Source organism: Silanimonas sp., assembly GCF_044377035.1.
Lineage (GTDB): Bacteria > Pseudomonadota > Gammaproteobacteria > Xanthomonadales > Xanthomonadaceae > Silanimonas.
This window is the reverse complement of the sequence record NZ_JBILJW010000017.1, coordinates 1-21,336: the sequence shown is the minus strand read 5'-3', so window position 1 is coordinate 21,336 and position 21,336 is coordinate 1. Positions and strand designations below refer to the sequence as shown.

Genomic DNA, 21,336 nt, shown 5'->3' with positions numbered 1-21,336 from the left:
CGGCCCCGCGCATGCTGCCGCGCCGACTCAGCGCCCGCGAACTCTTCGAACAGCACCGCGACCGGCTCGGGCTGCGCTGGCTGTCCGGCCAGGCCGGCGGCGACCGCGCCCTCGAAGCCGAGGAACACCGCACGCGGCGGCCGTCGCTGGTGGGTTACCTCAACGTCATCCACCCGAACAAGCTGCAGATCCTCGGCCGCGAAGAGCTGCAGTGGCTGGATTCGCTCGACGCCCGGCAGCGTTGGGAAACCCTGCAGAAGATCGTCGACTTCCGGCCGCTCGCGCTGGTGATCACCCGCGACCAGGGCTGCCCCACCGACCTGCGCGACATCGCCGAGGAAACCGGCACGCCGCTGTGGATCTCGCCGCAGGCCGGCCATGAACTGCTCTCGCAACTGCAATACGTGCTGGCGCGCGCGCTGGCGCCGCGCATCACGCTGCACGGCGTGTTCATCGAGATCTATTCCATCGGCGTGCTGATCACCGGCGAGTCCGGGCTCGGCAAGAGCGAACTGGCGCTGGAGCTGATCTCGCGCGGCCATCGCCTCGTCGCCGACGACGCTCCGGAGTTCACCCAGATCGCGCCCGACGTGCTCGACGGCACCTGCCCCGAGCTGCTGCAGGACCTGCTGGAAGTGCGCGGCCTCGGCATCATGAACATCCGCCAGATGTTCGGCGACACCGCGGTGAAGCGGAACAAGTACCTGCGCCTGATCGTCAACCTCGTGCGTCCCGGCGAGGCGGTGGACGTGGAAGGCCTCTCGCGGCTGACCGGCGAGACCGCTGCGCGCCCGGTGTTCGGCCTCGACGTCCCGGTGATCAACCTGCCGGTGGCCGCGGGCCGCAACCTCGCGGTGCTGACCGAAGCCGCCGCCCGCCTGCACATCCTGCGGGCCAAGGGCGACGATCCGGCGGCCGCCTTCCTCGCGCGCCACTCCGCGCTGCTCGACAAGGCCGCGCCATGAGCCGCTCCCTCACCGTCGTTTCGGGGTTGTCGGGGGCCGGCAAGTCCGTCGCCCTGCGGACGCTCGAGGACCTCGGCTATTACTGCGTCGACAACCTGCCGGCCGACCTGCTGCCCGGCTTCGTCGACAGCGTCGGCACCAGCGAGACGCACCAGAAGCTCGCGGTCGGTATCGACGTGCGCAACCACCACGCCGACCTGGGCAGCATCGGGCAATGGCTCTCGGCGGTCGGCGAACGCGGCTACCAGCACCGTCTGGTGTTCTTCGACGCGGCCGACGCAACGCTGGTGAAGCGCTATTCCGACACCCGCCGGCGCCATCCGCTGTCGCAGCTCGGCCTGGCCCTGCCCGACGCCATCGCGCTGGAGCGCCAGGTGCTGCGCCCGGTGCGCGCCCTGGCCGACCATGTCTTCGACACCACGGCGCTCAACGTGCACCAGCTGCGCAAGCTCGTGCTCACCGAGCTGGAAGCCGGACGCCGGCCGGGCCTCACCGTGCTGTTCGAGAGCTTCGCCTACAAGCGCGGCCTGCCGGTGGACGCCGATTTCGTCTTCGACACCCGCTGCCTGCCGAACCCGCACTGGGACCCGGCCCTGCGGCCGCTGACCGGCCGCGACGCCCTGATCCAGGCGCACTTCGCCGGCATCGCCGAGGTGCAGGACTACGTCGCCGAGGTCCGGGGCTTCGTCGAGCGCTGGTTGCCGCGCTTCGAATCCGAAACCCGCAGCTACCTCACGATCGCCTTCGGCTGCACCGGCGGCCGGCATCGCTCGGTCTATCTGGCCGAGACGCTGGCGGCGCACTTCCGCGAGCTCGGACGCGACGACGCCCTCACCTACCACCGCGAACTGGAGTGAGCCCGCGGCGTCGGCGCTTGCCGACGCGCCATGGGGGTTTGCTAAGGTTCGATGCATGGCCGTCGGCATCCTCCTCGTCACCCATCCCGGGCTCGGCAACGCCCTGCTCGAAACCGCATCGCGCCTGCTCGGCAAGCTGCCGCTGGAGGCGCGGGCGTTCGAGCTCGAATTCGACGCCGACCTCGCCGTGCAACTTCCGCGCGCCAGCGCGGCGCTGAAGAAGGTGATGGGCGACGACGGCGCCTTGCTGCTCACCGACGTCTATGGCGCCTCACCCGCGCGCTTGGCCCACCAGCTCACGCAGATCGCTTCGCCCTGCCGCCGCGTGGCCGGGCTGTCGCTGCCGATGCTGCTGCGGGTGATGAATTACGGCGACCAGGGCCTCGAGGACCTGGCGCGAACCGCGGCCAACGGCGGCCGCAACGGCGTGGTGCTCGACGATGCTTGAACGGCAGATCCCCGTCATCAACCGCCTCGGCCTGCACGCGCGGGCCTCGGCCAAGCTCGTGCAGTTGCTCGGCGGCTTCAAGGCGCAGGCCACCCTCGTGGGTAGCGGCCGCGAGGTGAACGCGAAATCCATCATGGGCGTGCTGCTGCTCGCGGCGGGACAGGGCAGCACGGTGACGCTGCGCACCGACGGTCCGGACGAAACCGAGGCCATGGCCGCCGCGGAAGCCCTGTTCGCCCGACGCTTCGACGAGGAGAGCTGATGCGGCGCGCGCTGGCCGGCGTCGGGGCGTCGAAGGGCCTTGCCCTCGGCCGCGCCCGCGTCCGCCACCCGCACGTCCTCACGCTCTCCGAGGAAACCATCGCGCCGGAGGCTATCGAAGCCGAGCTGGCCCGCCTCGACGCCGCCATGCAGGCTGCCCGCGACGAACTCGGCGGGCTGCGCGAGAAGCTACACGGCGCGCTGGCGCAGGAGATCGGCGAGTTCCTCGACCTGCACGTGCTGATCCTCGACGACCCGGAGCTTCGCGCCGGCCTGCGCGACCTGATCCAGACCGGGCGCTACTCCGCCGACTACGCGCTGAAGCTGCAGCGCGACCGCCTCGCCGCGGTGTTCGAGGCGATGGACAACGACTACTTCCGCACGCGGCTCGACGACCTCGACCACGTGATCGGCCGCGTGCACGCCGCCCTGCACCGCCGCGCGGACGATGGCCAGCTGGGCCTCGCCGGCGAGATCCTCGTCGCCGACGACATCGCCCCGGCCGAACTCGCCGAACTGTCGCGCCAGCAGCTGCTGGCCGTGGTGACGCGCGCCGGCAGCCCGCTGTCGCACAGCGCGATCATCGCGCGCGGCCTGCACCTGCCCATGGTGGTGGGCTGCGCCGATGCGCTCTCGCACGTCAACGACGGGGATGCCCTGCTGGTCGATGGCCGCGACGGCCTGCTGGTGGTCGAACCCAACGCCGACGACCTCGCCCGCTACCACGTCGCCCGGGCGAAGATCGAGAAGAAGCGCGCCCAGCTCGACCGCCTGAAGCGGGCGCCGACGCGGACGCAGGACGGCATGGACATCGGCCTGTACGCCAACGGCGAACGGCGCGAGGAGATCGCCGAGGCACTGTCGATGGGCGCGGACGGCATCGGCCTCTACCGCACCGAGTTCCTGTTCATGGGCCGCGCGCAGGTGCCCGACGAGGACGAGCAGTTCCACGCCTACCGCGATGCCGTGCTCGGCATGGCCGGCAAGCCGGTGACCCTGCGCACGCTCGACCTCGGTGCCGACAAGGCCGACAACAGCGGCCTCACCCTGCGCAACGAACCGAACCCCGCGCTGGGACTGCGCGGCGTGCGCCTGTCGCTGTCGCGGCCGATGCTGCTCGATGCCCAGCTGCGCGCGATGCTGCGCGCCTCTGCCTTCGGCCCGGTTCGCGTGCTGGTGCCGATGGTCACCGCTCGCGAGGAAATCGAAGCGGTCAAGTTCCGGCTCAATGCGCTGGCCGCGCGGCTGCGCGACGACGGCGTGCCGATCGGTGAACACGTGCGCTTCGGCGTCATGGTCGAGGTGCCCGCCGCGGCACTGACGCTGCTGGACTACGCCGACCTGATCGACTTCGCCGCCGTCGGCACCAACGACCTCGTGCAATACCTGCTGGCCGCCGACCGCACGCACGAAGCACTCGACGGCCTCTACAGCGAGCGCCACCCGGCGGTGCTTCGCCTTCTGCACCAGCTGTTCGCACAGGCGCGCGATGCCAGGCTGCCGATCCACGTCTGCGGCGAACTGGCGGCACGCGCCGAGGATGTGCCGCTGCTGCTGGCGCTTGGCCTGCGGGATTTCAGCGTGCATCCGGGCGCCGTGCTGGAAGTCCGCGAAGCGATCCGCGCCGCAGACGTCGGCAAGCTCAGGCGCCGGGCGGCCTCGCTGCTGCAGTGCCGCGAGCGCGCCGAAGTGGAGCGCTGGCTGGAGCGCGTGCGCGCCCTCTGAGCCGCCGCGTCGGCGCGCGACTCAATCGGCAGGACAGACCAGCGCGGGCACCGGCGTCGCGGCGACCAGCAGCTGCGTGTTGCGGTCGACGAGGAGGATCCACAGACCTTCGTGCGCGTAGGGATCGGTCACGTGCTCCCCGCTCGCCGTGTTGTGGCGGGCGAACAGCTGGCCGTTCGTGCTGCGCAGCAGGAAGTCGAACTTCGGGTCGGTCCAGTCGGTGACGTCCCAGGTGACGCGCGCCGGGAAAGGCTGTGCCGGATCGCAGGCGCCCTCAGCCTGCGGCAAGGCCTCCACCTCGAAGCGCACGCCGTCGAGCGCCATCGGTTCCGTCGGCACGATCTCGCCGGGCGCACAGGCGGCGAGCAACAGGGCGGCGGTGGCGATGGCAGGAATTCGCATGGTCGGCAGCTCCGATCGACGGTGCACCAGCGTGCCGGAGCCTCGATGAACGCCGCAAGCACGCGCGGCGCGCTGTTCGCCCCCGCGCCCAAGGGCCATAATGCGCGCGCCCTGCACGCTCAGGCTCCTCGATGGTCGACGCCGCCCGCCACGAACGCACCGCCCACCAGCTGCGCATGCTGTCGGAGTCCCTCGACAGCGGGCGGCTCGGGCCCGTGCGCCGGTTGGTGAACTCGCTGTCGGCGGCCGAGATCGGCAACCTGCTCGAATCGCTGCCGCCGGCCAAGCGCGACGTGGTCTGGGGCCTCGTCGATCCGGAAGACGACGGCGAAGTGCTGCTGCACGTCGACGACGAGGTCCGCGAGGGCCTGATCGCGGCGATGGACGCCGACGAGCTCGTCGCCGCGGTCGAGGACCTCGACATCGACGACCTCGCCGAGCTGATGGAGGACCTGCCCGACACGGTCATCGACGAGGTGCTGAAGTCGATGGACCGCGAGAACCGCGAGCGCCTCGAACAGGTGCTGTCGTATCCCGAGGACAGCGCCGGGCGCCTGATGAACCCGGACGTGGTGACGGTGCGCGCCGACGTCAGCGTCGACGTGGTGCTGCGCTTCCTGCGCCTGCGCGGCGAACTGCCCGAGAACACCGACCACCTCTACGTCGTCAGCCGCCGCCACCAGTACCTCGGCCGCATCGCGCTGGCCCAGTTGCTCACGCACGAACCAACGACGCCGATCAACACGCTGATGGATGGCGAGCAGCCCGCCATCGCCGTCGACACCCTTTCCGACGAGGTGGCAAGGCAGTTCTCCGACCACGACTGGATCTCGGCGCCGGTGGTGGACGACAACAACGTGCTGCTCGGCCGCATCACCATCGACGACGTCGTCGACATCATCCGCGAGCAGGCCGACTACCAGGTGCTCTCCGCGGCCGGCGTCAGCGAGGACGAGAGCCTGTTCAGCCCGGTGCTGCGCGCCTTCCGCGGCCGCTTCCTGTGGCTGAGCATCAACCTCGGCACCGCCTTCCTGGCCGCCAGCGTCGTGGGCCGCTTCCAGGCCACGCTGGCGGAAGTGGTTGCCCTCGCGGTGCTGATGCCCATCGTCGCGGGCATGGGCGGCAACGCCGGCACGCAGGTGCTGGCCCTGATGGTGCGCGGCCTCGCCCTGGGCCAGGTCTCCGCCGCCAACCTGCGCACGCTGGTCTGGAAGGAGATCCGCATCGCGCTGATGAACGGCGTGCTGCTCGGCCTCGTCGTCGCCACGGTGACGCTGGCGTGGTTCCGCAGCCCGGGCATCGCCGCGGTGATCTTCGCCGCGATGGTGATCAACCTCGGCTTCGCGGCCTGCGCGGGCGTGCTGGTGCCGATGCTGCTGCGCCGCTTCAACGTCGATCCGGCGGTCGGCGGCGGCGTAATCCTCACCACCGTGACCGACGTGATGGGTTTCTTCGCCTTCCTCGGCCTCGCCACCGTCTTCCTGATGCACTGACGATGCGCGCGCCGGGCCGCCTCGCACTGCTGCTCGTCGCCACGGCGACCCTGGCGGGATGCGGCGAAAACGGCCGAGATCCCGCGCCACCTACCCCTGCGGCCACGCCGCACATCCCGCCTACGGCCATCGAGGCGGAACCCACGGGCACGCCAGCGGCGGACACACCGGTCATCCGCAGCCTTCGCCTGTCCGGTTCGGGCTGGCAGTTCGATCTCGATACCGCCACCGTCGGCGATGCCACGCGCATCGACGTGCTGGTGCTCACCGCCACGGTCGGCGCCGCCCCGCAGCGCCTTCGGCTCGACGTGGTCGGCGGCCTCGCCGAGGCCTTCGCCACCGACCTCGACGGCGATTCCGCGCCCGAACTGCTGCTCTGGACGCGCAGCGGCGGGAGCTCGGCCGAAGGGGACGTGCGCGGATGGCGCTTCGACGCCGCCGGTGGCGCCACGGCGATCCAGGCGCCGACCCTCGACGACGAGGCGGCCATCGGATGGCGCGGCCGCGACCAGTTCGGCGTGCAGGGCGATGCCTTGGTCCGCAGCTTCCCGCTGTACCGCGACGACGACGACAACGCGAGCCCAAGCGCGGGCTTCGTCCGCGTGATCCGCTACCGGCTCGATGCCGAAGGCCTGGCCGTCGCGGAGACCACGCTGGAGCCGATGGACGGCACGCCACAGGCGGACGTGCTCGCGCGCTGACGGGCGCTTGCACCGGGCGGCCCGAATCGGGACGCTTGGCTTCCCCGACACCGCCCCCGAAGGACCCCCGACATGCGACGGATCGCCGCGCCCACCGCGCTGATGCTGGCCACTGCCCTGCTTGCCGGCGCGGTTTCGCCATCCAGCGCCGCGCCGACGCCTTCGAGCCACCGCATCGAAGACCTCGTGCAGCAACTGGTGGTCGAACCCCGCATCGGCGACGTGGCGCTGTCACCCGACGGCGCGCACCTCGCGCTGCAGATGGCCCAGGGCGACAAGACGATCATCGTGGTGCTGCGCCGCGCCGACGGCGGCATCGCTGCCCACATGGGCTTCGGCGAGGACACCCATGTCGTCGATCCGGTCTGGGTGTCGCCGCACGTGGTGCTGGCCCGGCTGCTCAAGCGCTTCGACAAGTACGAGGCCCCGATGCCCACGGGCATCCTCTACCGGCTCGACCTCCGCGAAGGTGAAGCCGCGGCACTGAACAGCCAGGTGAGCGGCCTGCTGCGCGGTACCGATGCGCGCGGCGTCGGTGCCGAGCTGCTCGACGGGCTCGCCAAGGACGACGACCATGTGCTTCTGCACCTGCAGGCCTTCGAAGGCCTCGCCCCCATCCCGGAAGTCCACCGTTCGGAGCTTTCCACCGGCCGCGTGACCCGCGTCGCGCGCTCGCCGGTAGCGAATGCCGGCTTCGTCACGGATGCCGATGGGCAGGTGCGCATCGCGCAGGGCTCGCCCGGCAACGACATCTACGAGACCTGGTACCGGGAATCCGACAGCGCCGAATGGACCCTGCTGCATCGTGCGGAGCGCGAAGGACAGGCCTGGTACGCCCTGGGCTTCTCGGCCGACGGCCAGCGCATCCTGTTCCAGCGCCAGCAGGCTTCCGGCCCGAGCCGGCTGGAATGGCGCGGCATCGCGGACGGCCAATGGCAGGCCGCCTGGTCACACCCGGTGTTCGATCCCGGCGTCGTGCATCGCACAGGCGACGGCACGCCGATCGGCGTGCGCCCGGTCGGGGGCGATCGCACCAGCGTCTTCTTCGACAATGGCGACGAGGTCGCTGCCGTGCATCGCGCGCTGGCCTCGCTGCTGGCCGGGAAAGCCATCGACGTCGGCCCGGCGTCCGGCCCCGACGACATCCGACTGATCACCTCGTACTCCGACCGCGATCCGGGCACCTTCCACCTGTGGAACCCGGCGACGAAGCGCCTCGAGCGCATCGCCGCCCTGCTCGACGGCGTCGAGGCCTCCGAACTGGTTCCGTCGGTGCCGATCCAGTTCAAGGCCCGCGATGGCCTCGAACTGCATGGTTTCCTGACGCGCCCGATCGGCGCGGCCGAGGGCCCGGTACCGATGGTGCTGATGCCGCACGGCGGTCCCATCGGCGTCCGCGACGAGGGCTTGTTCGACGATACGGTGCAGCTGCTCGCGAAGGCCGGCTACGGGGTGCTGCAAGTGAACTTCCGCGGCTCTTCCGGCCGCGGCGCCGCCTTTCTCGAAGCCGGCCGCGGCCAATGGGGCGCCGCCATGCAGCGTGATCTCGAAGACGCGGTCGCGTGGGCGAACCGCGAGGGCCACGGCGCGGCGGGCCGATGGTGCGCCGTCGGTGGCAGCTACGGCGCCTATGCGTCGATGCTGGCCCTCGCCAACGACCCGGAGATGTTCGCCTGCGGCGTCGGCGAGGTTGGGCTCTACGACCTCACCACCTGGGAGGAATCCGCCGACGTCGGTCGCTACCGTCGGGCACGCGAGGCCGTGGGCAACTCGATCGGCGACGTCGATCGCGCCGCGATCTCGCCGATCCGCCGCGTGGCCGACATCGCCGACCCGGTGCTGTTGCATGCCGGCGCGCTCGACCAGCGCACGCCGCCGTCGCAGACGACCGCGTTCGCCGAAGCGCTCCGCGCGAAGGGCGTGGCCGTCGACATGAAGGTGTACGAGGGCGAAGGCCACGGGTTCTACGCGCTCGAAAACCGGCGCGATCGCGCCACGCGGCTCCTCACCTTCCTGCGCCGGCACCTGCCGGCACCGTGACGCGGCGGGTCAGCCGCCGAGCAGGTGCTTGAGCACCGCCATCCGCACCGCGACGCCGTTCGCGACTTGGTCGAGGATCACCGACTGCGGGCCGTCGGCCACGGCGTCGGCGATCTCGACGCCGCGGTTCATCGGGCCGGGATGCATGACGATCGCATCCGGCTTGGCGCGCGCCAGACGCGCCGGCGTCAGGCCGTACTCGCGGAAGTACTGGTCGAGCGAGGGCACCAGGCCCTCCTCCATGCGCTCGCGCTGCAGGCGCAGCATCATCACCACGTCGGCGCCTTCGACCATCGCGTCGAGGTTCTGGCCGACCGTGCAGCCGGCGGTGATGTTCGAGCCGGGCAGCAGGCTGGCCGGGCCGCAGACGCGGATGTCGCGGCAGCCGAGCTGGCGCAGGGCATGAAGGTCGGAGCGCGCCACGCGCGAATGCAGCACGTCACCGACGATCAGCACCGAGAGGCCGCCGAAATCGCGACCCTTGCGCTGGCGGATCGTCAGCATGTCGAGCAGGCCCTGCGTGGGGTGCGCGCTGCGGCCATCGCCGGCGTTCAACAGCGAGGTCGTCGGCTTCGCGCCCGCAGCCAGCGCCGCGACGGCGCCGTTCTCGGCGTGGCGCACGACGAAGGCATCGATGCCCATCGCCTCGAGCGTCCGCAGCGTGTCGAGCGCGCTCTCGCCCTTCTTCACCGACGAAGCGCTGATGTCGAAATTCAGCACGTCGGCGCCGAGGCGCTGCGCTGCCAGCTGGAAGCTGCTGCGCGTGCGCGTCGAGTTCTCGAAGAACAGGTTGCACACCGTCCGACCGGCCAGCACGTGGCGGAGCGCCGTGCCACCGAGGGCATTGGGGTGCAGGGCCTCGGCGGTGTCGAGCAGGGCGTCGAGGCGGTCGCCGCCGAGGCCGTCGAGGGTGAGCAGGTGGCGCAGGCGTTCGGTCGTCATGGCGGCGGGATCGGTTCGGGAAATAGTCGGGTCAGGTCGGGTCGTTGCCGCCGGCGAGCCATCGCTCGACGATCACCACGGCGGCGAGAGCGTCGATCTCTTCGGCGTGGCTGCGGCGCTTGATGCCGGCGCGGCGCTGGTCGGCGAAGCGGCGGGCGGCCTCCTTCGAACTGCGGCGTTCGTCCACCATCACCACCGGCAGCCCGCTGCGCTTGGCAGCGGCACGGGCGAAGCCGCGAGCGCGCTGGCGGGCTGGCGGGTCGGGGTCGTCGTCATCGAAGGTGAGCGGGTCGCCGACGATCAGCTGCACCGGAGCCCACTCCTTCAACAGCTTCTCGAAGCGCGCCCAATCCGGGATGCCGTCGCGCACCTCGATCAGCCCGAGTTCGCTGGCGGTGCCGGTGATGCCGTTGCCGACGGCGACGCCGATGCGCTTCGCGCCGACGTCGAAGCCGAGCACCGCACCGAGGCTCATGCGCGAGCGCCGCTCACGCGTGGCCGCTGTAATCGGCCATGTTCGCCATGTCGACGCCGATCTGGCCCGCCGCCACCTGCCACAGCAGCTCGCTGTCGGTGTCGAAGACCATGGCCTCGGGCGCCGGCACGGTGAGCCACGCGTTCTGCGCGAGTTCGCCTTCCAACTGCTCGCCGCCCCAGCCGGCATGGCCGACCATGACGAGGTAGCGCTCGGGGCCGTCGCCGCGCGCCATGGCGTGCAGGATCTCGCGCGAACTGGTGAGGCTGAAGCCGCCGAAGCGCAGGGTCGAGGGCCACGGCCGCGGGTCGTCGTGCAGCACGAAGCCGCGATCGACCTGCACCGGGCCGCCCCACAGCACCTGGCGGCCCATCATCTCGTGCGAGGCGCCCTCGATGCCGAGCTGCTCGAACAACTCGCCGAGCAGCACGTCGGTGCGGCGGTTCAGCACCACGCCCATGGCCCCGTCGCCGTCGTGCTGGCAGACCAGCACCGCAGTGCGGGCGAAATTCGGATCGTCCATACCGGGCATGGCGAGCAGAAGCGACGACGAGAGCGTGTTTTCCAGCGGCATGCCGGCATTGTAGGCCGTGCGCCCCGAGCGGGGGTGCGCTTAAGCTGAAGGCCGGCCCCAGCCTGACGCACCCATGCCCCAGCCCTCCCGCCTGTCCGTCCTCCGCCTCCGCCCTGCCCTGCTGGCGGCCGCCGTGTTGGCACTGGCCGCCTGCGGCCCGAGCCCGGAAGAGCAGCGTGCAGCCGCCGAAGCCGCCGCGGCCGCCCGCGAAGCGGCAATGGCCCCGACCCTGCAGGTCTACCGCGACGCCAGGGCACGCGGCGACGCCCGCATTGCCGTCGCCAGCGCCGAGGTGATCCTCGCCGACGGCCCCGGCACGGCCGCCGCCACCGAAGTGTCGGAGGGCCTGGACGCGCTGCGCGAGACGGCGAAGACGCAGGTCGAGAGCGAACGCCTGAAGGCGCTATGGAGCTACGTGTCGACGCCCATCGCCGGGGAATCCGACCCGCAGAAAGCCGCCTCGATGCGCAACCGGCGTCCCGACGCGGACGACCCCGCCAGTTTCGCCGTCGTCCCGACCGTGCAACTGGTGCTGCGCGACGATCCGCGCTGGGGCCAGAGCGTCTACCTCGTCATCGAGGACGGCGCGTTCGAGTGCGGCCGCCCCTGCGCGTTCAACATCACGCTGGACGAGGCCCCGCCGAAGCGCTTCGCCGGCGAAGCCTCGAGCACCGGCACGCGGCCGGCGCTGTTCATCAAGGACGATGCCGGCTTCATCCGTGCGCTCGACGCCGCCACCCGCGTGCGCATCGCGCCGGTGGACGGCCGCGCCGACCCGATCGAGTTCGAGGTGGGCGGCTTCGACATCGGTCGCTACCAGGCCGGCGGCTGAATCAGGCCGAAGCGACGCGCTCGAAGCAGAAGCCGCGGTATTCCTCGAGGTCCAGTTCCGGGTGGAAGGGCACGGTGATGCCCTTGCCGGGGTTGCGCCATTCGTCGAGCAGCCGGTAGCCCAGCGCCTCGAGCTCGGCCACCAACGCATCGCGCGACTGCACGCGGTAGGGGCAAGACGCGGTCCCGATGCTGTTGAGCGTGATGTACGAGTGCTTCGGATGGATGGCCGAGGTGTTCAGCAGGATCCAGCGCGGCCGAGCCCCGGTGCGCGACAGCAGCGCGCCGGGCGACTCCTCGAGGAACTGCACGCTGCCCGAGGCGAACAGCAGGTCGGCCTCGGCGACGGCAGAGAGGTCGGCGGTGAATCTCAGGCGTGCTTCGATGCCGCGCTCGGCCGCCACGCGACGCCCCGCCTCGACGACGGCCGGCACGTCGCCAACGGTCCAGACGAGGTCGGCCGGGTAATCGATCAGGCGGGCGAAACCATAGTGCTTGATGCCCGTGTAGCCGCCGAGGTCGAAGACGCGGCGGGCGCCCGCGCGCACGAGGCGATCGATCCAGAACACCGCCGGGTAATCACGCGGCCGCAGTTCGTCGCCATAGAGCGCGACCGAATCGGCATTGTCGTAACCGACCGGCTTGACCGGCGGGGCGGCGGCAGCGGCCTCGGCGAAGCTCGCATAGCGCCCGAGGAAGAGGTTCTCGTGGCGGTTCCGTGCGAACGCGCGGCGGTAGACCGCGCGGTTGATCCAGGTGAACGGCGGAAGGCGATCGAGGAGCCGACCGGCCCGTGAAAACCAGCGATGGAGGTACATGCACGCCCTTGCATCCGGGCCATCGGGGGGTGGCCCGTTCCCTTGTTGCCGGCGAGGCGATTACTCGACTTTCGAGACTTCCACGCCGTCCAGGCCCGCCGACAGCGTGCGGGCGTCGCCGCCCTGCGCGAGCTTGATCTTGAGGCGCACCTCGTTGGCCGAGTCGGCGTAACGCAGCGCGTCTTCGTAGGTGATCTCGCCGGACTGGTAGAGCTCGAACAGCGCCTGGTCGAAGGTCTTCATGCCCAGCTGGGTGGACTCCTTCATCACGTCCTTCAGCTTGTGGATCTCGCCGTCGCGGATGTAGTCCTGCACCAGCGGCGTGCCGAGCAGGATCTCCATCGCGCAGCGACGACCCTTGCCGTCCGGCGTCGGGATCAGCTGCTGGGCCACGATGCCCTTCAGGTTGAGCGACAGGTCCATCAGCAGCTGGTTGCGCCGCTCTTCCGGGAAGAAGTTGATGATGCGGTCCATCGCCTGGTTCGAGTTGTTCGCGTGCAGCGTGCACAGCACCAAGTGGCCGGTTTCGGCGAAGGCGATGGCGTGGTCCATGCCCTCGCGGGTGCGCACCTCGCCGATCATGATGACGTCGGGCGCCTGGCGCAGGGTGTTCTTCAGCGCCGCCTCCCAGCTGTCGGTGTCGATGCCGACCTCGCGCTGGGTGACGATGCAGCCCTCGTGCTTGTGCACGAACTCGATCGGGTCCTCGATGGTGATGATGTGGCCCGAGGAGTTGATATTGCGGTAGCCGATCATCGCCGCCAGCGACGTCGACTTACCCGTACCCGTGGCGCCGACGAAGATGATCAGGCCGCGCTTGGTCATGGCCAGCGTCTTGATCACCGCCGGCAGGTTGAGCTCGTCGATGGTCGGGATCTTGGTCTCGATCCGGCGCAACACCATGCCGACCTGATTGCGCTGGTAGAAGCACGACACGCGGAAGCGGCCGACGCCGGCGAGGCCGATGGCGAAGTTGCACTCGTGGGTCTTCTCGAACTCCTCGCGCTGCGAGGGGTTCATCACGTTCAGCACCAGGTCGCGGCTCTGCGTGGGCGTGAGCGGCTCCTGGGTGATCGGCACCAGCTTGCCGTGCAGCTTCATGGACGGCGGGACGCCGGCCGTGATGAACAGGTCGGACGCCTTCTTGTGCGCCATCAGCTTGAGGAACGAGGTGAAATCGATGCTGCTCATTGGGGGGCTCCGGCCGGTTCTCGTGGGCGCTCAGTCGACGCGTTCGATCACTCGAAGATGCGCTTGTCCTTGGCGTAAGTGGCCGCCTGCGCGCGGGTAATCAGCCCGCGCTTCAGCAAGTCTTGGAGGCACTGGTCGAGCGTTTGCATACCGTACTGCTGGCCGGTCTGGATGGAGCTGTACATTTGGGCCACCTTGTCCTCGCGGATCAGGTTACGGATGGCCGGGATGCCGACCATGATTTCGTGTGCCGCAACTCGGCCACCACCCACTTTCTTCAGCAGCGATTGAGACACCACAGCGCGCAGCGATTCCGAGAGCATGGAGCGCACCATCGGCTTCTCGCCAGCGGGGAACACGTCGATGATGCGGTCGATGGTCTTTGCCGCGGAGCTGGTGTGCAGGGTGCCGAATACCAGGTGGCCGGTTTCCGCGGCGGTCAGCGCCAGGCGGATGGTCTCGAGGTCGCGGAGCTCGCCGACGAGGATGTAGTCGGGGTCTTCGCGGAGCGCGGAGCGCAGGGCCTCGTTGAAGCCGTGGGTGTCGCGGTGCACTTCGCGCTGGTTGACGAGGCACTTCTGCGAGGTGTGCACGAACTCGATCGGGTCTTCGACCGTCAGGATGTGCGCGTACTCGTTCTTGTTGATGTGGTCGACCATGCCTGCCAGCGTGGTGGACTTGCCCGAGCCGGTCGGGCCAGTGACCAGAATCAAGCCCTGCGGCTGGTCGATGAGCTCGCGGAAAATGCGCGGCGCGTTTAAGTCTTCCAGCGTCAGAATTTCTGAGGGAATGGTACGGAACACGGCGCCGGCGCCGCGGTTCTGGTTGAAGGCGTTGACGCGGAAGCGCGCGAGCCCCGGGATCTCGAACGAGAAGTCGGTCTCGAGGAATTCCTCGTAATCGCGGCGCTGCTTGTCCGACATGATGTCGTAGATCAGCGCGTGCACGGTCTTGTGGTCGAGCGCCGGGATGTTGATGCGGCGGACGTCGCCGTCCACGCGGATCATCGGCGGCAGGCCGGCCGAGAGGTGCAGGTCGGAGGCCTTGTTCTTGACCGAGAAGGCCAACAGTTCCGCGATATCCATTCGTTCACTCCCCAGAGCCGGTCGAAGCCGATTGAGTCGCACACCGTCGTGCGACGGCACGTTCTCCGGCAGTATAGCCCCAGCCCATGGACGCTCTGGAAGCCCGCTACCGCCCGCTCGTCGACGCCCTCGCCCACCCCGCGGCCGGGGTTTCGGCGCGTCTCGTCGCGGTGTCGAAAACCCAGCCCGCTGAGGCGGTCCGCGCCCTCGCGGGCCTCGGCCAGCGCGCCTTCGGCGAGAACTACGTGCAGGAGGCGCTGGCCAAGCAGCGCGAACTGGACGACCTGGAGCTGGAGTGGCACCTGATCGGCCCCCTGCAGAGCAACAAGTGCCGCGAGGCCGCCTGCCACTTCGACTGGGTGCAGTCGGTCGACCGCGCCAAACTGCTGCCCTTGCTCGACAAAGAACGCCCGGCCGATCGCGGCCCTCTGAACGTGCTGCTGCAGGTCAACATCGACGGCGAAGCCAGCAAGTCCGGCTGTGCGCCCACCGACGTGATGGCGCTGGCCGACCAGGCCGCCGCCCTGCCCCGCCTCGCGCTGCGCGGCCTGATGGCCATTCCCGCGCCGCACCCGGACGAAGCACACCGACGCGTCGCCTTTGCGCGCATGCGAGCGCTCTTCGACGCCCTTCGGGCGCAGCACCCGGGCTGCGACACCCTCTCGATGGGCATGAGCGACGACTGGCCGCTGGCCGTGGCCGAGGGCGCGACGCTGGTGCGCGTGGGCTCCGCGCTGTTCGGGGCTCGCCCAACGAAGGCTTGAGCCGGGGTTCCGAACGCCGCGCGGGCCGGCCATGATGCAGGGCTTCCGCCTCCTTACCCGCGAACCCATGAGCCCGAGCCCCACCGCCCTTCCTCCGGTCGCCTTCATCGGCGGCGGCAACATGGCCCGCGCCCTGATCGGCGGCATGGTCCGCGGCGGCGCATCGGCCCATGACATCCATGTCAGCGAGCCTTACGCGCCCAACCGCGAGGGCCTGGCCACGGAGTTCGGCGTGGTCACCACCGAGGACAACGCCGCCGCCGCATCGAAGGGCGCGGTGTGGGTGCTGGCGACCAAGCCGCAGGTGCTGCGCGGCGTCTGCGAGGCGCTGGCGCCGCTGGCCCAGGCGCAGCGCCCGCTGGTGGTTTCGATTGCCGCCGGCATCACCAGCGCGCAGCTCGACCGCTGGTTGGGCGGCGGCATCGCGGTGGTGCGCACCATGCCCAACACCCCCGCCCTGCTCGGCGCCGGCGTCACCGGCCTGTACGCCACGAACGCCGCCACGCCCGCGCAGAAGTCCCTCGCCGATACCCTGCTCAAGCCCGCCGGCGAGACCGTGTGGATCGACGACGAAGCGCTGATGGATGCCGTCACCGCGGCCTCGGGCAGCGGTCCGGCCTACGTGTTCCTGCTGGCCGAGGCGATGCAGGCCGCCGCGGAGGCCGAGGGCCTGCCCGCCGGCGCCGCGCGCACGCTGGTCGTCGAGACCCTCGCCGGTGCCGCACGAATGCTCAAGGAAAGCGGCGAAACCGCCACCACGCTGCGACAGCGCGTCACCTCGCCGAACGGCACGACGCAGGCCGCGCTCGACGCCTTCGCCGCCGGCGGCTTCACGCCGCTGGTCGCCGCGGCCATTCACGCTGCGCGGAGCCGCGGCGCGGAACTCTCCGCGGCGAACGACTGATCCGGAGCCTTCCGCCATGCCCGCCTTCCAAACTGCCCTGCCGCTGATCGGCGTCGTGCTCGCCGCCGCGCTCGTCGCGCCCACGGCCAGCGCCACGCCGCCGGCCGCGCCTCCGCCGAAGCCCTCGCTGACGCTCAGCTCGGGACTCAACAGCACGCAGTCCGGCGAGTTCACCGTGCACTACAACGCGATGCCGAGCACCCAGCTCACGCCGGAAATCGCCACGCGCTATGGCATCACGCGCTCGGCGAACCGTGCGCTGCTCAACGTCTCGGTGATGAAGGGCCCGCGTGCGGCCACAGCCGTCGCGGTGACGGCGCGCATCGAGGCCACCGCCATCAACGGCGCCGGGCAGCGGCAATCGCTGAACCTGCGCGAGGTGCGCGATCGCGGCGCCATCTACTACCTCGGCGAAGCCCGCATCGAGGAGCGCGACGACATCGTGTTCGAACTGGTGGTGACGCCGGAAGGCGGCACCCCGATCAACGCCCGCTACGCGCAGGCGTTCTGGCCCGCGATTCCGGCGCGCTGACGCATGGCCCTGCTCTTCGTCCGCCACGCCCAGGCCAGCTACGGCACCGACGACTACGACCGCCTCTCGCCCTTGGGCTGGACGCAGGCCGGCCACCTCGGCACCTGGCTCGCCCGCGAGCCGCACGGCTTCGCCCGCGTGCGCGTCGGTGCCATGCGCCGGCACCGCGAGACCTTCGAAGCGATCCGCCGCGCCTTCGCCGAGGCCGGGCATCCGCTGCCCGAGCCGGAAGAGGACGCCGACCTCAACGAGTTCGACCACGGCGCGGTGATCCGCGCCTACCTCGTCGAGCGCGCGGATGCCGACATGCGCGCCCGCGCCGGTTCGCACGACCCGACGGTGGTGGGCCCGATGCTGTACGCCGCCATCCACGCTTGGGCGCACGACGAACTGGAGGCCGTCCCCGAACGCTGGGGCGTGTTTGGCGAGCGCGTGGCGCGGGCCGGTGCGGCCGCGGCGGACGCAACTGGCGACGGCCCGACCCTCGTGGTGAGCTCGGGCGGCGTCATCGCCCGGCTCGCGCAGCAGGCGCTCGAGGTGCCGGCGGCCCGCGCCGTCGACCTGAACCTCGCCATCCGCAACGCCTCGATCAACGAGTTCAGCGCCCGCCAGGGGCGGTTGCGCTTCGGCAGCTTCAACACCCTGCCGCACCTCGCGCACGACCGCCGGCTGTGGACCCATTTCTGAAGGACTGCCGATGAGCCCGCTCTTCCCCTTCTCCGACCGCGCCCGCGAGCTCGATGCCCGGCTTGCTGCGTTCATGGCCGAGCGTGTGCTGCCGGCCGAAGCCGAGGTGCACGCCTGGGCGTCCGACCCGGCCACGCGCTGGACGGTCTGCCCGCGCATCGAAACGCTGAAATCGGAAGCGAAGGCCGCCGGCCTGTGGAACCTGTTCCTGCCCGACGCCACGCACGGCGCCGGCCTTTCGAACCTCGACTACGCACCGCTGGCCGAGCGCATGGGCCGCGTGCTCTGGGCCAGCGAAGTCTTCAACTGCAACGCGCCCGACACCGGCAACATGGAGGTGGTCGCACACTTCGGCACGCCGGAGCAGAAGGCCGCGTGGCTGGCACCGCTGCTCCGCGGCGAGATCCGCTCGGCCTTCGCGATGACCGAACCGGACGTGGCCTCCTCGGACGCCACCAACATCGCCCTGCGCATCCGCCGCGACGGCGATCATTACGTGCTCGACGGCCGCAAGTGGTGGATCACCGGCGCCGGCGACCCGCGCTGCCGCATCCTCATCGTCATGGGCGTGACCACGCCGGAGGCCGAGCCGCACGCCCGGCACGCGATGGTGCTGGTGCCGATGGACACGCCCGGCCTGCGCGTGGTTCGGCCGCTCGAAGCGCTGGGCCACGACGATGCCCCGGGCGGCCACGTCGAGCTCGAATTCACCAACGTGCGCGTGCCCGCGGCGAACCTCATCGGCGGCGAAGGCCAGGGCTTCGCGCTGGCGCAGGCGCGGCTGGGCCCGGGGCGCATCCACCACTGCATGCGCACCATCGGCATGGCGCAGCGCGCGCTGGAGATGATGGTGGCGCGCGCGCAAAGCCGCATCGCCTTCGGCAAGCCGCTCGGCGCGCAGGGCATGGTGCAGGAGGCGATCGCGCTGTCGCGCTGCGAGATCGAGCAGGCCCGCCTGCTCACGCTCGACGCCGCCGCCCAGCTCGACGCCAAGGGCAACAAGGGCGCGAAGGACGCCATCGGCATGATCAAGATCGTCGCGCCGCGCATGGCCTGCGCGGTGGTCGATCGCGCCATCCAGATCCATGGCGCCGGCGGCCTCGCCGATCCCTTCCTGTCGGCCGCCTACACCGGCGCACGCTGCCTGCGCCTCGCCGACGGCCCGGATGAAGTGCACCTCGCCTCGCTGGCCAAGGGCATGTTGAAGGCGCACCGCGCATGAGCACGCCCTTCGCCTTGGACGAGGCGGCACTCGCCAGCGCGCTCGAAGCCGCGATCCCGGGCTTCCGCGGCCCGCTGACGGCGACGAAGTTCAAGGGCGGCCAGAGCAACCCGACCTACCGCCTCGACGCCGCCTCCGGAACGTATGTGCTGCGCCGCAAGCCGCCGGGCGCGCTGCTCGCCTCGGCGCACGCCGTCGACCGCGAGTTCCGCGTGCTGGAGGCGTTGCAGGGCCGCGTGCCCGTGGCCACGCCGCACTGGCTGTGCACGGACGATGCGGTGATCGGCTCGATGTTCTACGTGATGGACTTCGTCGACGGCCGCGTCGAGTGGGACCCGGCGCTGCCGAACCACTCGCCCGAGCAACGCGCGGCGCATTTCGAATCGATCATGGACACGCTCGCCGCCATCCATGGCGTCGACGTGGCGGCCGCGGGGCTCGCCGATTTCGGCAAGCCCGGCAACTACTTTGCCCGCCAGATCGCGCGCTGGAGCGAGCAGTACGCGCAGAGCCGCACGCGCGACATCGCGGCGATGGACGCGCTGATTTCAGAACTCCCGAAGCGCTGCCCGGCGGATGACGGCATCGTCGCGCTGGTGCACGGCGACTTCCGCATCGACAACCTGATGTGGGCCAAGGACGAAGCGCGCGTGCTCGCGGTGATGGACTGGGAACTGGCCACGCTGGGCCATCCGCTCGCCGATCTCGGCTACTTCTGCATGGCCCTGCGCTTGCCGCGCAATCCCGCCCTGCCCGGCCTTGCTGGCATGGACCGCGCCGCTCTCGGCATTCCCTCCGAACGCGAACTGCTGGCGCGCTATGCCGCGAAAACCGGCCGCGCGATCCCCGACGACTGGGGCTTCGTGCTGGCCTTCAGCTTCTTCCGCCTCGCGGCGATCGCGCAGGGCGTGGCCAAGCGCGCCGAACAGGGCAACGCCAGCAGCGAGCAGGCGCAGCAGGCCGGGCAGATGGTCGAACTGCTCGCCGCCTCGGGGATGAAGGCGCTGGGCTGAGGCGCGCGCTGGACGAGCAGTCTGGCCGACGATGGCTGGAATCAAGGTCCCGAAGAACAGCGGCGGCGCGTTTCCCTAATGTAGGCACCGGGAGACCGGCGTGCGCGCCCGATAACGCTTGGGTGCCGCGCCACCGTAGCTCCTCAAGGGACGCACGCCGGCTCCCACGGCTTCCCCTTCCCTCGGAGCATCGTGATGACGGCCGCAGGTGTGGATGTCGGCAAGGACTTCCTCGATCTCGCCATCGACGGGCGAGCCCGGACCACCCGTTTCAGCAACGATGCTGCCGGGCGACGGAAGCTCATTCGCGGGCTGGCCGGCCTCGACGATGCCTTCGTGGTCGTCGAAGCCACCGGCGGCTACGAGGACGCGCTACTGGACGCCTGCGTGGACGCCGGGCTCCACGTGGCGCGGATCAACCCCCGACAGTCGAACGCCTTTGCCCGCGCCATCGGTGAACTCGCCAAGTCCGACGCCATCGATGCGCGGCTGCTCTGCCTGTTCGCGCGGCTTTTCCGCGATCGACTGCGCTGCCACGTCCCGGCACCGCCGTGGCAACGCGAACTGCGCGCTTGGCTGCGCCGCCGCGGACAGGTCGTCATCACCCTCCAAGCGCAGAAACAGCAGGCCAATCGCACCCCGACCGCAGTGCGCACCCTGATCCACCGCACCATGGCGGCCCTCCGGCGGGAACTCGCGGCCATCGAACAGGCCATGAAGGTCCTCGTCGACGCGAATGGCACAGCGGCCATCCGCTCATCGAAGGGCATGGGGCCGATCTTCCAGGCCACGACCCTCGCCCTGCTGCCCGAGCTGGGACGACTGAGCCGCCGGCAGATCGCCAAGCTCGTCGGTGTCGCGCCGATGGCGAGGGAAAGCGGCAACAGCCAGGGCAGACGCCGCATCCGTGGCGGGCGGGCCAGCATGCGGGTGGCGCTGTACATGGCCACCCTCTCCGCCGTGCGCTGCGACCCGGCCATGAAGGCGCACTATCGGCAGCTTCGCGACCGCGGCAAGCCGGCGAAGGTCGCGCTGGTGGCCTGCATGCGCAAGCTCCTCACCATCGTCAACGCCCGGCGACGCGACGAGCTCCGGGCCAGCGGCGAGCTGGCGCCCGACTGAGTGCAAGGGGCGGATCGTCAGGACGCCGGCCCAGAGGTCGAGCAAGTCCGCGCACTGGGCACTCAAGTGGCGCTGGACGACTTCGGTGCTGGCATCTCGTCTTTCGGCGAATTCAAGAGCCTTCCGGTGAAGACCTTGAAGATCGACGATCAGTTCGCGAGACGTAACCTCCCCCGTCAAGCGGACAGTTCGAAAGTAGAGCTTCTGGCCTCGTGGTGATTTCGGAACTCGGCGGGCGTCATGCCGCCAAGGGCGTCGTGGGGGCGGTGCTCGTTGTAGTCGAT

General features: G+C 70.4%; 24 protein-coding genes. 17 read left to right on the top strand and 7 right to left on the bottom strand.

Annotation, left to right across the window (positions count from 1 at the left end; all coding sequences use genetic code 11):
* Positions 1-11 precede the first annotated feature (11 nt).
* The 5 genes from hprK to ptsP are packed head-to-tail and all read left to right on the top strand — an operon-like array spanning position 12 to position 4,256.
* A complete protein-coding gene (hprK, locus tag ACIQ6S_RS10375; RefSeq protein WP_397608299.1) occupies positions 12-965 on the top strand; it encodes an HPr(Ser) kinase/phosphatase in 954 nt (317 codons plus the stop codon).
* Positions 962-1,822, top strand: a complete 861-nt coding sequence (gene rapZ / locus ACIQ6S_RS10370; RefSeq protein WP_397608298.1) for an RNase adapter RapZ — start codon at positions 962-964, stop codon at positions 1,820-1,822. Before hprK ends, rapZ begins: the two co-directional genes overlap by 4 nt.
* A 55-nt stretch (positions 1,823-1,877) precedes the next feature.
* Positions 1,878-2,270, top strand: coding sequence for a PTS sugar transporter subunit IIA (locus tag ACIQ6S_RS10365; protein ID WP_397608297.1), 393 nt, complete (start codon positions 1,878-1,880; stop codon positions 2,268-2,270).
* A complete protein-coding gene (locus tag ACIQ6S_RS10360; protein WP_297866121.1) occupies positions 2,263-2,532 on the top strand; it encodes an HPr family phosphocarrier protein in 270 nt (89 codons plus the stop codon). Before ACIQ6S_RS10365 ends, ACIQ6S_RS10360 begins: the two co-directional genes overlap by 8 nt.
* Entirely contained in the window at positions 2,532-4,256 is a 1,725-nt protein-coding gene (gene ptsP / locus ACIQ6S_RS10355) for a phosphoenolpyruvate--protein phosphotransferase (protein ID WP_397608296.1), read from the top strand. Before ACIQ6S_RS10360 ends, ptsP begins: the two co-directional genes overlap by 1 nt.
* A 21-nt stretch (positions 4,257-4,277) precedes the next feature.
* On the opposite strand, the gene ACIQ6S_RS10350 is transcribed toward ptsP, so the two are convergent.
* On the bottom strand, positions 4,278-4,658 hold the full coding sequence (locus ACIQ6S_RS10350; RefSeq protein WP_397608295.1) for a hypothetical protein: 381 nt from the start codon (positions 4,656-4,658) through the stop codon (positions 4,278-4,280).
* A 131-nt stretch (positions 4,659-4,789) separates the two neighbouring features.
* Between ACIQ6S_RS10350 and mgtE the strand changes: the two genes are divergently transcribed.
* The 3 genes from mgtE to ACIQ6S_RS10335 all read left to right on the top strand — a co-directional run bounded on the left by mgtE (position 4,790) and on the right by ACIQ6S_RS10335 (position 8,892).
* Entirely contained in the window at positions 4,790-6,151 is a 1,362-nt protein-coding gene (gene mgtE / locus ACIQ6S_RS10345; RefSeq protein ID WP_397573058.1) for a magnesium transporter, read from the top strand.
* Between the two features lie 2 nt (positions 6,152-6,153).
* Positions 6,154-6,852: a hypothetical protein gene (locus ACIQ6S_RS10340; protein ID WP_397608294.1), complete on the top strand. Its 699-nt coding sequence runs from the start codon at positions 6,154-6,156 to the stop codon at positions 6,850-6,852.
* A gap of 72 nt (positions 6,853-6,924) precedes the next feature.
* The gene (locus tag ACIQ6S_RS10335) at positions 6,925-8,892 is read left to right on the top strand and encodes an alpha/beta hydrolase family protein (protein WP_397608293.1); all 1,968 of its coding nucleotides are present in this window, start codon (positions 6,925-6,927) and stop codon (positions 8,890-8,892) included.
* A 9-nt stretch (positions 8,893-8,901) separates the two neighbouring features.
* Here ACIQ6S_RS10335 and ACIQ6S_RS10330 read toward each other — a convergent pair whose 3' ends face one another.
* Genes ACIQ6S_RS10330 through ACIQ6S_RS10320 form a run of 3 tightly spaced genes read right to left on the bottom strand, consistent with a single transcriptional unit; the run spans position 8,902 to position 10,883 of the window.
* Positions 8,902-9,834 (bottom strand): aspartate carbamoyltransferase catalytic subunit, encoded by a 933-nt coding sequence (locus tag ACIQ6S_RS10330; protein WP_397608292.1) that lies wholly within the window; start codon positions 9,832-9,834, stop codon positions 8,902-8,904.
* Between the two features lie 31 nt (positions 9,835-9,865).
* Positions 9,866-10,309 carry a Holliday junction resolvase RuvX gene (ruvX, locus tag ACIQ6S_RS10325; RefSeq protein WP_397573054.1) on the bottom strand — a complete coding sequence of 148 codons (444 nt, stop codon included), beginning with the start codon at positions 10,307-10,309 and terminating at the stop codon, positions 9,866-9,868.
* Between the two features lie 13 nt (positions 10,310-10,322).
* Positions 10,323-10,883: a YqgE/AlgH family protein gene (locus ACIQ6S_RS10320; protein ID WP_397608291.1), complete on the bottom strand. Its 561-nt coding sequence runs from the start codon at positions 10,881-10,883 to the stop codon at positions 10,323-10,325.
* Positions 10,884-10,956: 73 nt separating this feature from the next.
* Between ACIQ6S_RS10320 and ACIQ6S_RS10315 the strand changes: the two genes are divergently transcribed.
* The gene (locus tag ACIQ6S_RS10315) at positions 10,957-11,715 is read left to right on the top strand and encodes a hypothetical protein (protein WP_397608290.1); all 759 of its coding nucleotides are present in this window, start codon (positions 10,957-10,959) and stop codon (positions 11,713-11,715) included.
* 1 nt (position 11,716) lies between these two features.
* Here the strand turns inward: ACIQ6S_RS10315 and ACIQ6S_RS10310 are convergent, their stop codons facing one another.
* From ACIQ6S_RS10310 to ACIQ6S_RS10300, 3 genes are read right to left on the bottom strand one after another with little or no spacing between them, the layout of a single operon-like run.
* On the bottom strand, positions 11,717-12,532 hold the full coding sequence (locus tag ACIQ6S_RS10310; protein WP_397608289.1) for a methyltransferase, TIGR04325 family: 816 nt from the start codon (positions 12,530-12,532) through the stop codon (positions 11,717-11,719).
* A 60-nt stretch (positions 12,533-12,592) separates the two neighbouring features.
* Positions 12,593-13,723 carry a PilT/PilU family type 4a pilus ATPase gene (locus tag ACIQ6S_RS10305; protein ID WP_397608288.1) on the bottom strand — a complete coding sequence of 377 codons (1,131 nt, stop codon included), beginning with the start codon at positions 13,721-13,723 and terminating at the stop codon, positions 12,593-12,595.
* Positions 13,724-13,770: 47 nt separating this feature from the next.
* Entirely contained in the window at positions 13,771-14,808 is a 1,038-nt protein-coding gene (locus ACIQ6S_RS10300; protein WP_298344564.1) for a type IV pilus twitching motility protein PilT, read from the bottom strand.
* 86 nt (positions 14,809-14,894) lie between these two features.
* Here ACIQ6S_RS10300 and ACIQ6S_RS10295 point away from each other — a divergent pair, with 86 nt between their 5' ends.
* The 8 genes from ACIQ6S_RS10295 (at position 14,895) to ACIQ6S_RS10260 (ending at position 21,271) form a co-directional block, all read left to right on the top strand.
* Positions 14,895-15,572, top strand: a complete 678-nt coding sequence (locus ACIQ6S_RS10295; RefSeq protein ID WP_397608287.1) for a YggS family pyridoxal phosphate-dependent enzyme — start codon at positions 14,895-14,897, stop codon at positions 15,570-15,572.
* A gap of 67 nt (positions 15,573-15,639) precedes the next feature.
* Positions 15,640-16,476, top strand: coding sequence for a pyrroline-5-carboxylate reductase (gene proC / locus ACIQ6S_RS10290; protein WP_397608286.1), 837 nt, complete (start codon positions 15,640-15,642; stop codon positions 16,474-16,476).
* 16 nt (positions 16,477-16,492) lie between these two features.
* Entirely contained in the window at positions 16,493-17,008 is a 516-nt protein-coding gene (locus ACIQ6S_RS10285) for a DUF4426 domain-containing protein (RefSeq protein WP_397608285.1), read from the top strand.
* Between the two features lie 3 nt (positions 17,009-17,011).
* Positions 17,012-17,695, top strand: coding sequence for a histidine phosphatase family protein (locus tag ACIQ6S_RS10280; protein ID WP_397608284.1), 684 nt, complete (start codon positions 17,012-17,014; stop codon positions 17,693-17,695).
* 10 nt (positions 17,696-17,705) lie between these two features.
* Positions 17,706-18,917, top strand: coding sequence for an acyl-CoA dehydrogenase family protein (locus ACIQ6S_RS10275; RefSeq protein ID WP_397608283.1), 1,212 nt, complete (start codon positions 17,706-17,708; stop codon positions 18,915-18,917).
* Positions 18,914-19,930 carry a phosphotransferase family protein gene (locus ACIQ6S_RS10270; protein WP_397608282.1) on the top strand — a complete coding sequence of 339 codons (1,017 nt, stop codon included), beginning with the start codon at positions 18,914-18,916 and terminating at the stop codon, positions 19,928-19,930. Before ACIQ6S_RS10275 ends, ACIQ6S_RS10270 begins: the two co-directional genes overlap by 4 nt.
* Before the next feature lie 195 nt (positions 19,931-20,125).
* Positions 20,126-21,052, top strand: coding sequence for an IS110 family transposase (locus ACIQ6S_RS10265; protein ID WP_397608281.1), 927 nt, complete (start codon positions 20,126-20,128; stop codon positions 21,050-21,052).
* Positions 21,053-21,271, top strand: a complete 219-nt coding sequence (locus tag ACIQ6S_RS10260; RefSeq protein WP_397608280.1) for an EAL domain-containing protein — start codon at positions 21,053-21,055, stop codon at positions 21,269-21,271.
* The last annotated feature ends 65 nt before the right edge of the window (positions 21,272-21,336 follow it).

Bases quoted from the DNA above. Each gene is read 5' to 3' on its own strand.
- hprK (WP_397608299.1), top strand. From the start codon at position 12: ATGCTGCCGCGCCGACTCAGCGCCCGCGAACTCTTCGAACAGCACCGC.
- rapZ (WP_397608298.1), top strand. From the start codon at position 962: ATGAGCCGCTCCCTCACCGTCGTTTCGGGGTTGTCGGGGGCCGGCAAG.
- ACIQ6S_RS10365 (WP_397608297.1), top strand. From the start codon at position 1,878: ATGGCCGTCGGCATCCTCCTCGTCACCCATCCCGGGCTCGGCAACGCC.
- ACIQ6S_RS10360 (WP_297866121.1), top strand. From the start codon at position 2,263: ATGCTTGAACGGCAGATCCCCGTCATCAACCGCCTCGGCCTGCACGCG.
- ptsP (WP_397608296.1), top strand. From the start codon at position 2,532: ATGCGGCGCGCGCTGGCCGGCGTCGGGGCGTCGAAGGGCCTTGCCCTC.
- ACIQ6S_RS10350 (WP_397608295.1), bottom strand. From the start codon at position 4,658: ATGCGAATTCCTGCCATCGCCACCGCCGCCCTGTTGCTCGCCGCCTGT.
- mgtE (WP_397573058.1), top strand. From the start codon at position 4,790: ATGGTCGACGCCGCCCGCCACGAACGCACCGCCCACCAGCTGCGCATG.
- ACIQ6S_RS10340 (WP_397608294.1), top strand. From the start codon at position 6,154: ATGCGCGCGCCGGGCCGCCTCGCACTGCTGCTCGTCGCCACGGCGACC.
- ACIQ6S_RS10335 (WP_397608293.1), top strand. From the start codon at position 6,925: ATGCGACGGATCGCCGCGCCCACCGCGCTGATGCTGGCCACTGCCCTG.
- ACIQ6S_RS10330 (WP_397608292.1), bottom strand. From the start codon at position 9,834: ATGACGACCGAACGCCTGCGCCACCTGCTCACCCTCGACGGCCTCGGC.
- ruvX (WP_397573054.1), bottom strand. From the start codon at position 10,309: ATGAGCCTCGGTGCGGTGCTCGGCTTCGACGTCGGCGCGAAGCGCATC.
- ACIQ6S_RS10320 (WP_397608291.1), bottom strand. From the start codon at position 10,883: ATGCCGCTGGAAAACACGCTCTCGTCGTCGCTTCTGCTCGCCATGCCC.
- ACIQ6S_RS10315 (WP_397608290.1), top strand. From the start codon at position 10,957: ATGCCCCAGCCCTCCCGCCTGTCCGTCCTCCGCCTCCGCCCTGCCCTG.
- ACIQ6S_RS10310 (WP_397608289.1), bottom strand. From the start codon at position 12,532: ATGTACCTCCATCGCTGGTTTTCACGGGCCGGTCGGCTCCTCGATCGC.
- ACIQ6S_RS10305 (WP_397608288.1), bottom strand. From the start codon at position 13,723: ATGAGCAGCATCGATTTCACCTCGTTCCTCAAGCTGATGGCGCACAAG.
- ACIQ6S_RS10300 (WP_298344564.1), bottom strand. From the start codon at position 14,808: ATGGATATCGCGGAACTGTTGGCCTTCTCGGTCAAGAACAAGGCCTCC.
- ACIQ6S_RS10295 (WP_397608287.1), top strand. From the start codon at position 14,895: ATGGACGCTCTGGAAGCCCGCTACCGCCCGCTCGTCGACGCCCTCGCC.
- proC (WP_397608286.1), top strand. From the start codon at position 15,640: ATGAGCCCGAGCCCCACCGCCCTTCCTCCGGTCGCCTTCATCGGCGGC.
- ACIQ6S_RS10285 (WP_397608285.1), top strand. From the start codon at position 16,493: ATGCCCGCCTTCCAAACTGCCCTGCCGCTGATCGGCGTCGTGCTCGCC.
- ACIQ6S_RS10280 (WP_397608284.1), top strand. From the start codon at position 17,012: ATGGCCCTGCTCTTCGTCCGCCACGCCCAGGCCAGCTACGGCACCGAC.
- ACIQ6S_RS10275 (WP_397608283.1), top strand. From the start codon at position 17,706: ATGAGCCCGCTCTTCCCCTTCTCCGACCGCGCCCGCGAGCTCGATGCC.
- ACIQ6S_RS10270 (WP_397608282.1), top strand. From the start codon at position 18,914: ATGAGCACGCCCTTCGCCTTGGACGAGGCGGCACTCGCCAGCGCGCTC.
- ACIQ6S_RS10265 (WP_397608281.1), top strand. From the start codon at position 20,126: ATGACGGCCGCAGGTGTGGATGTCGGCAAGGACTTCCTCGATCTCGCC.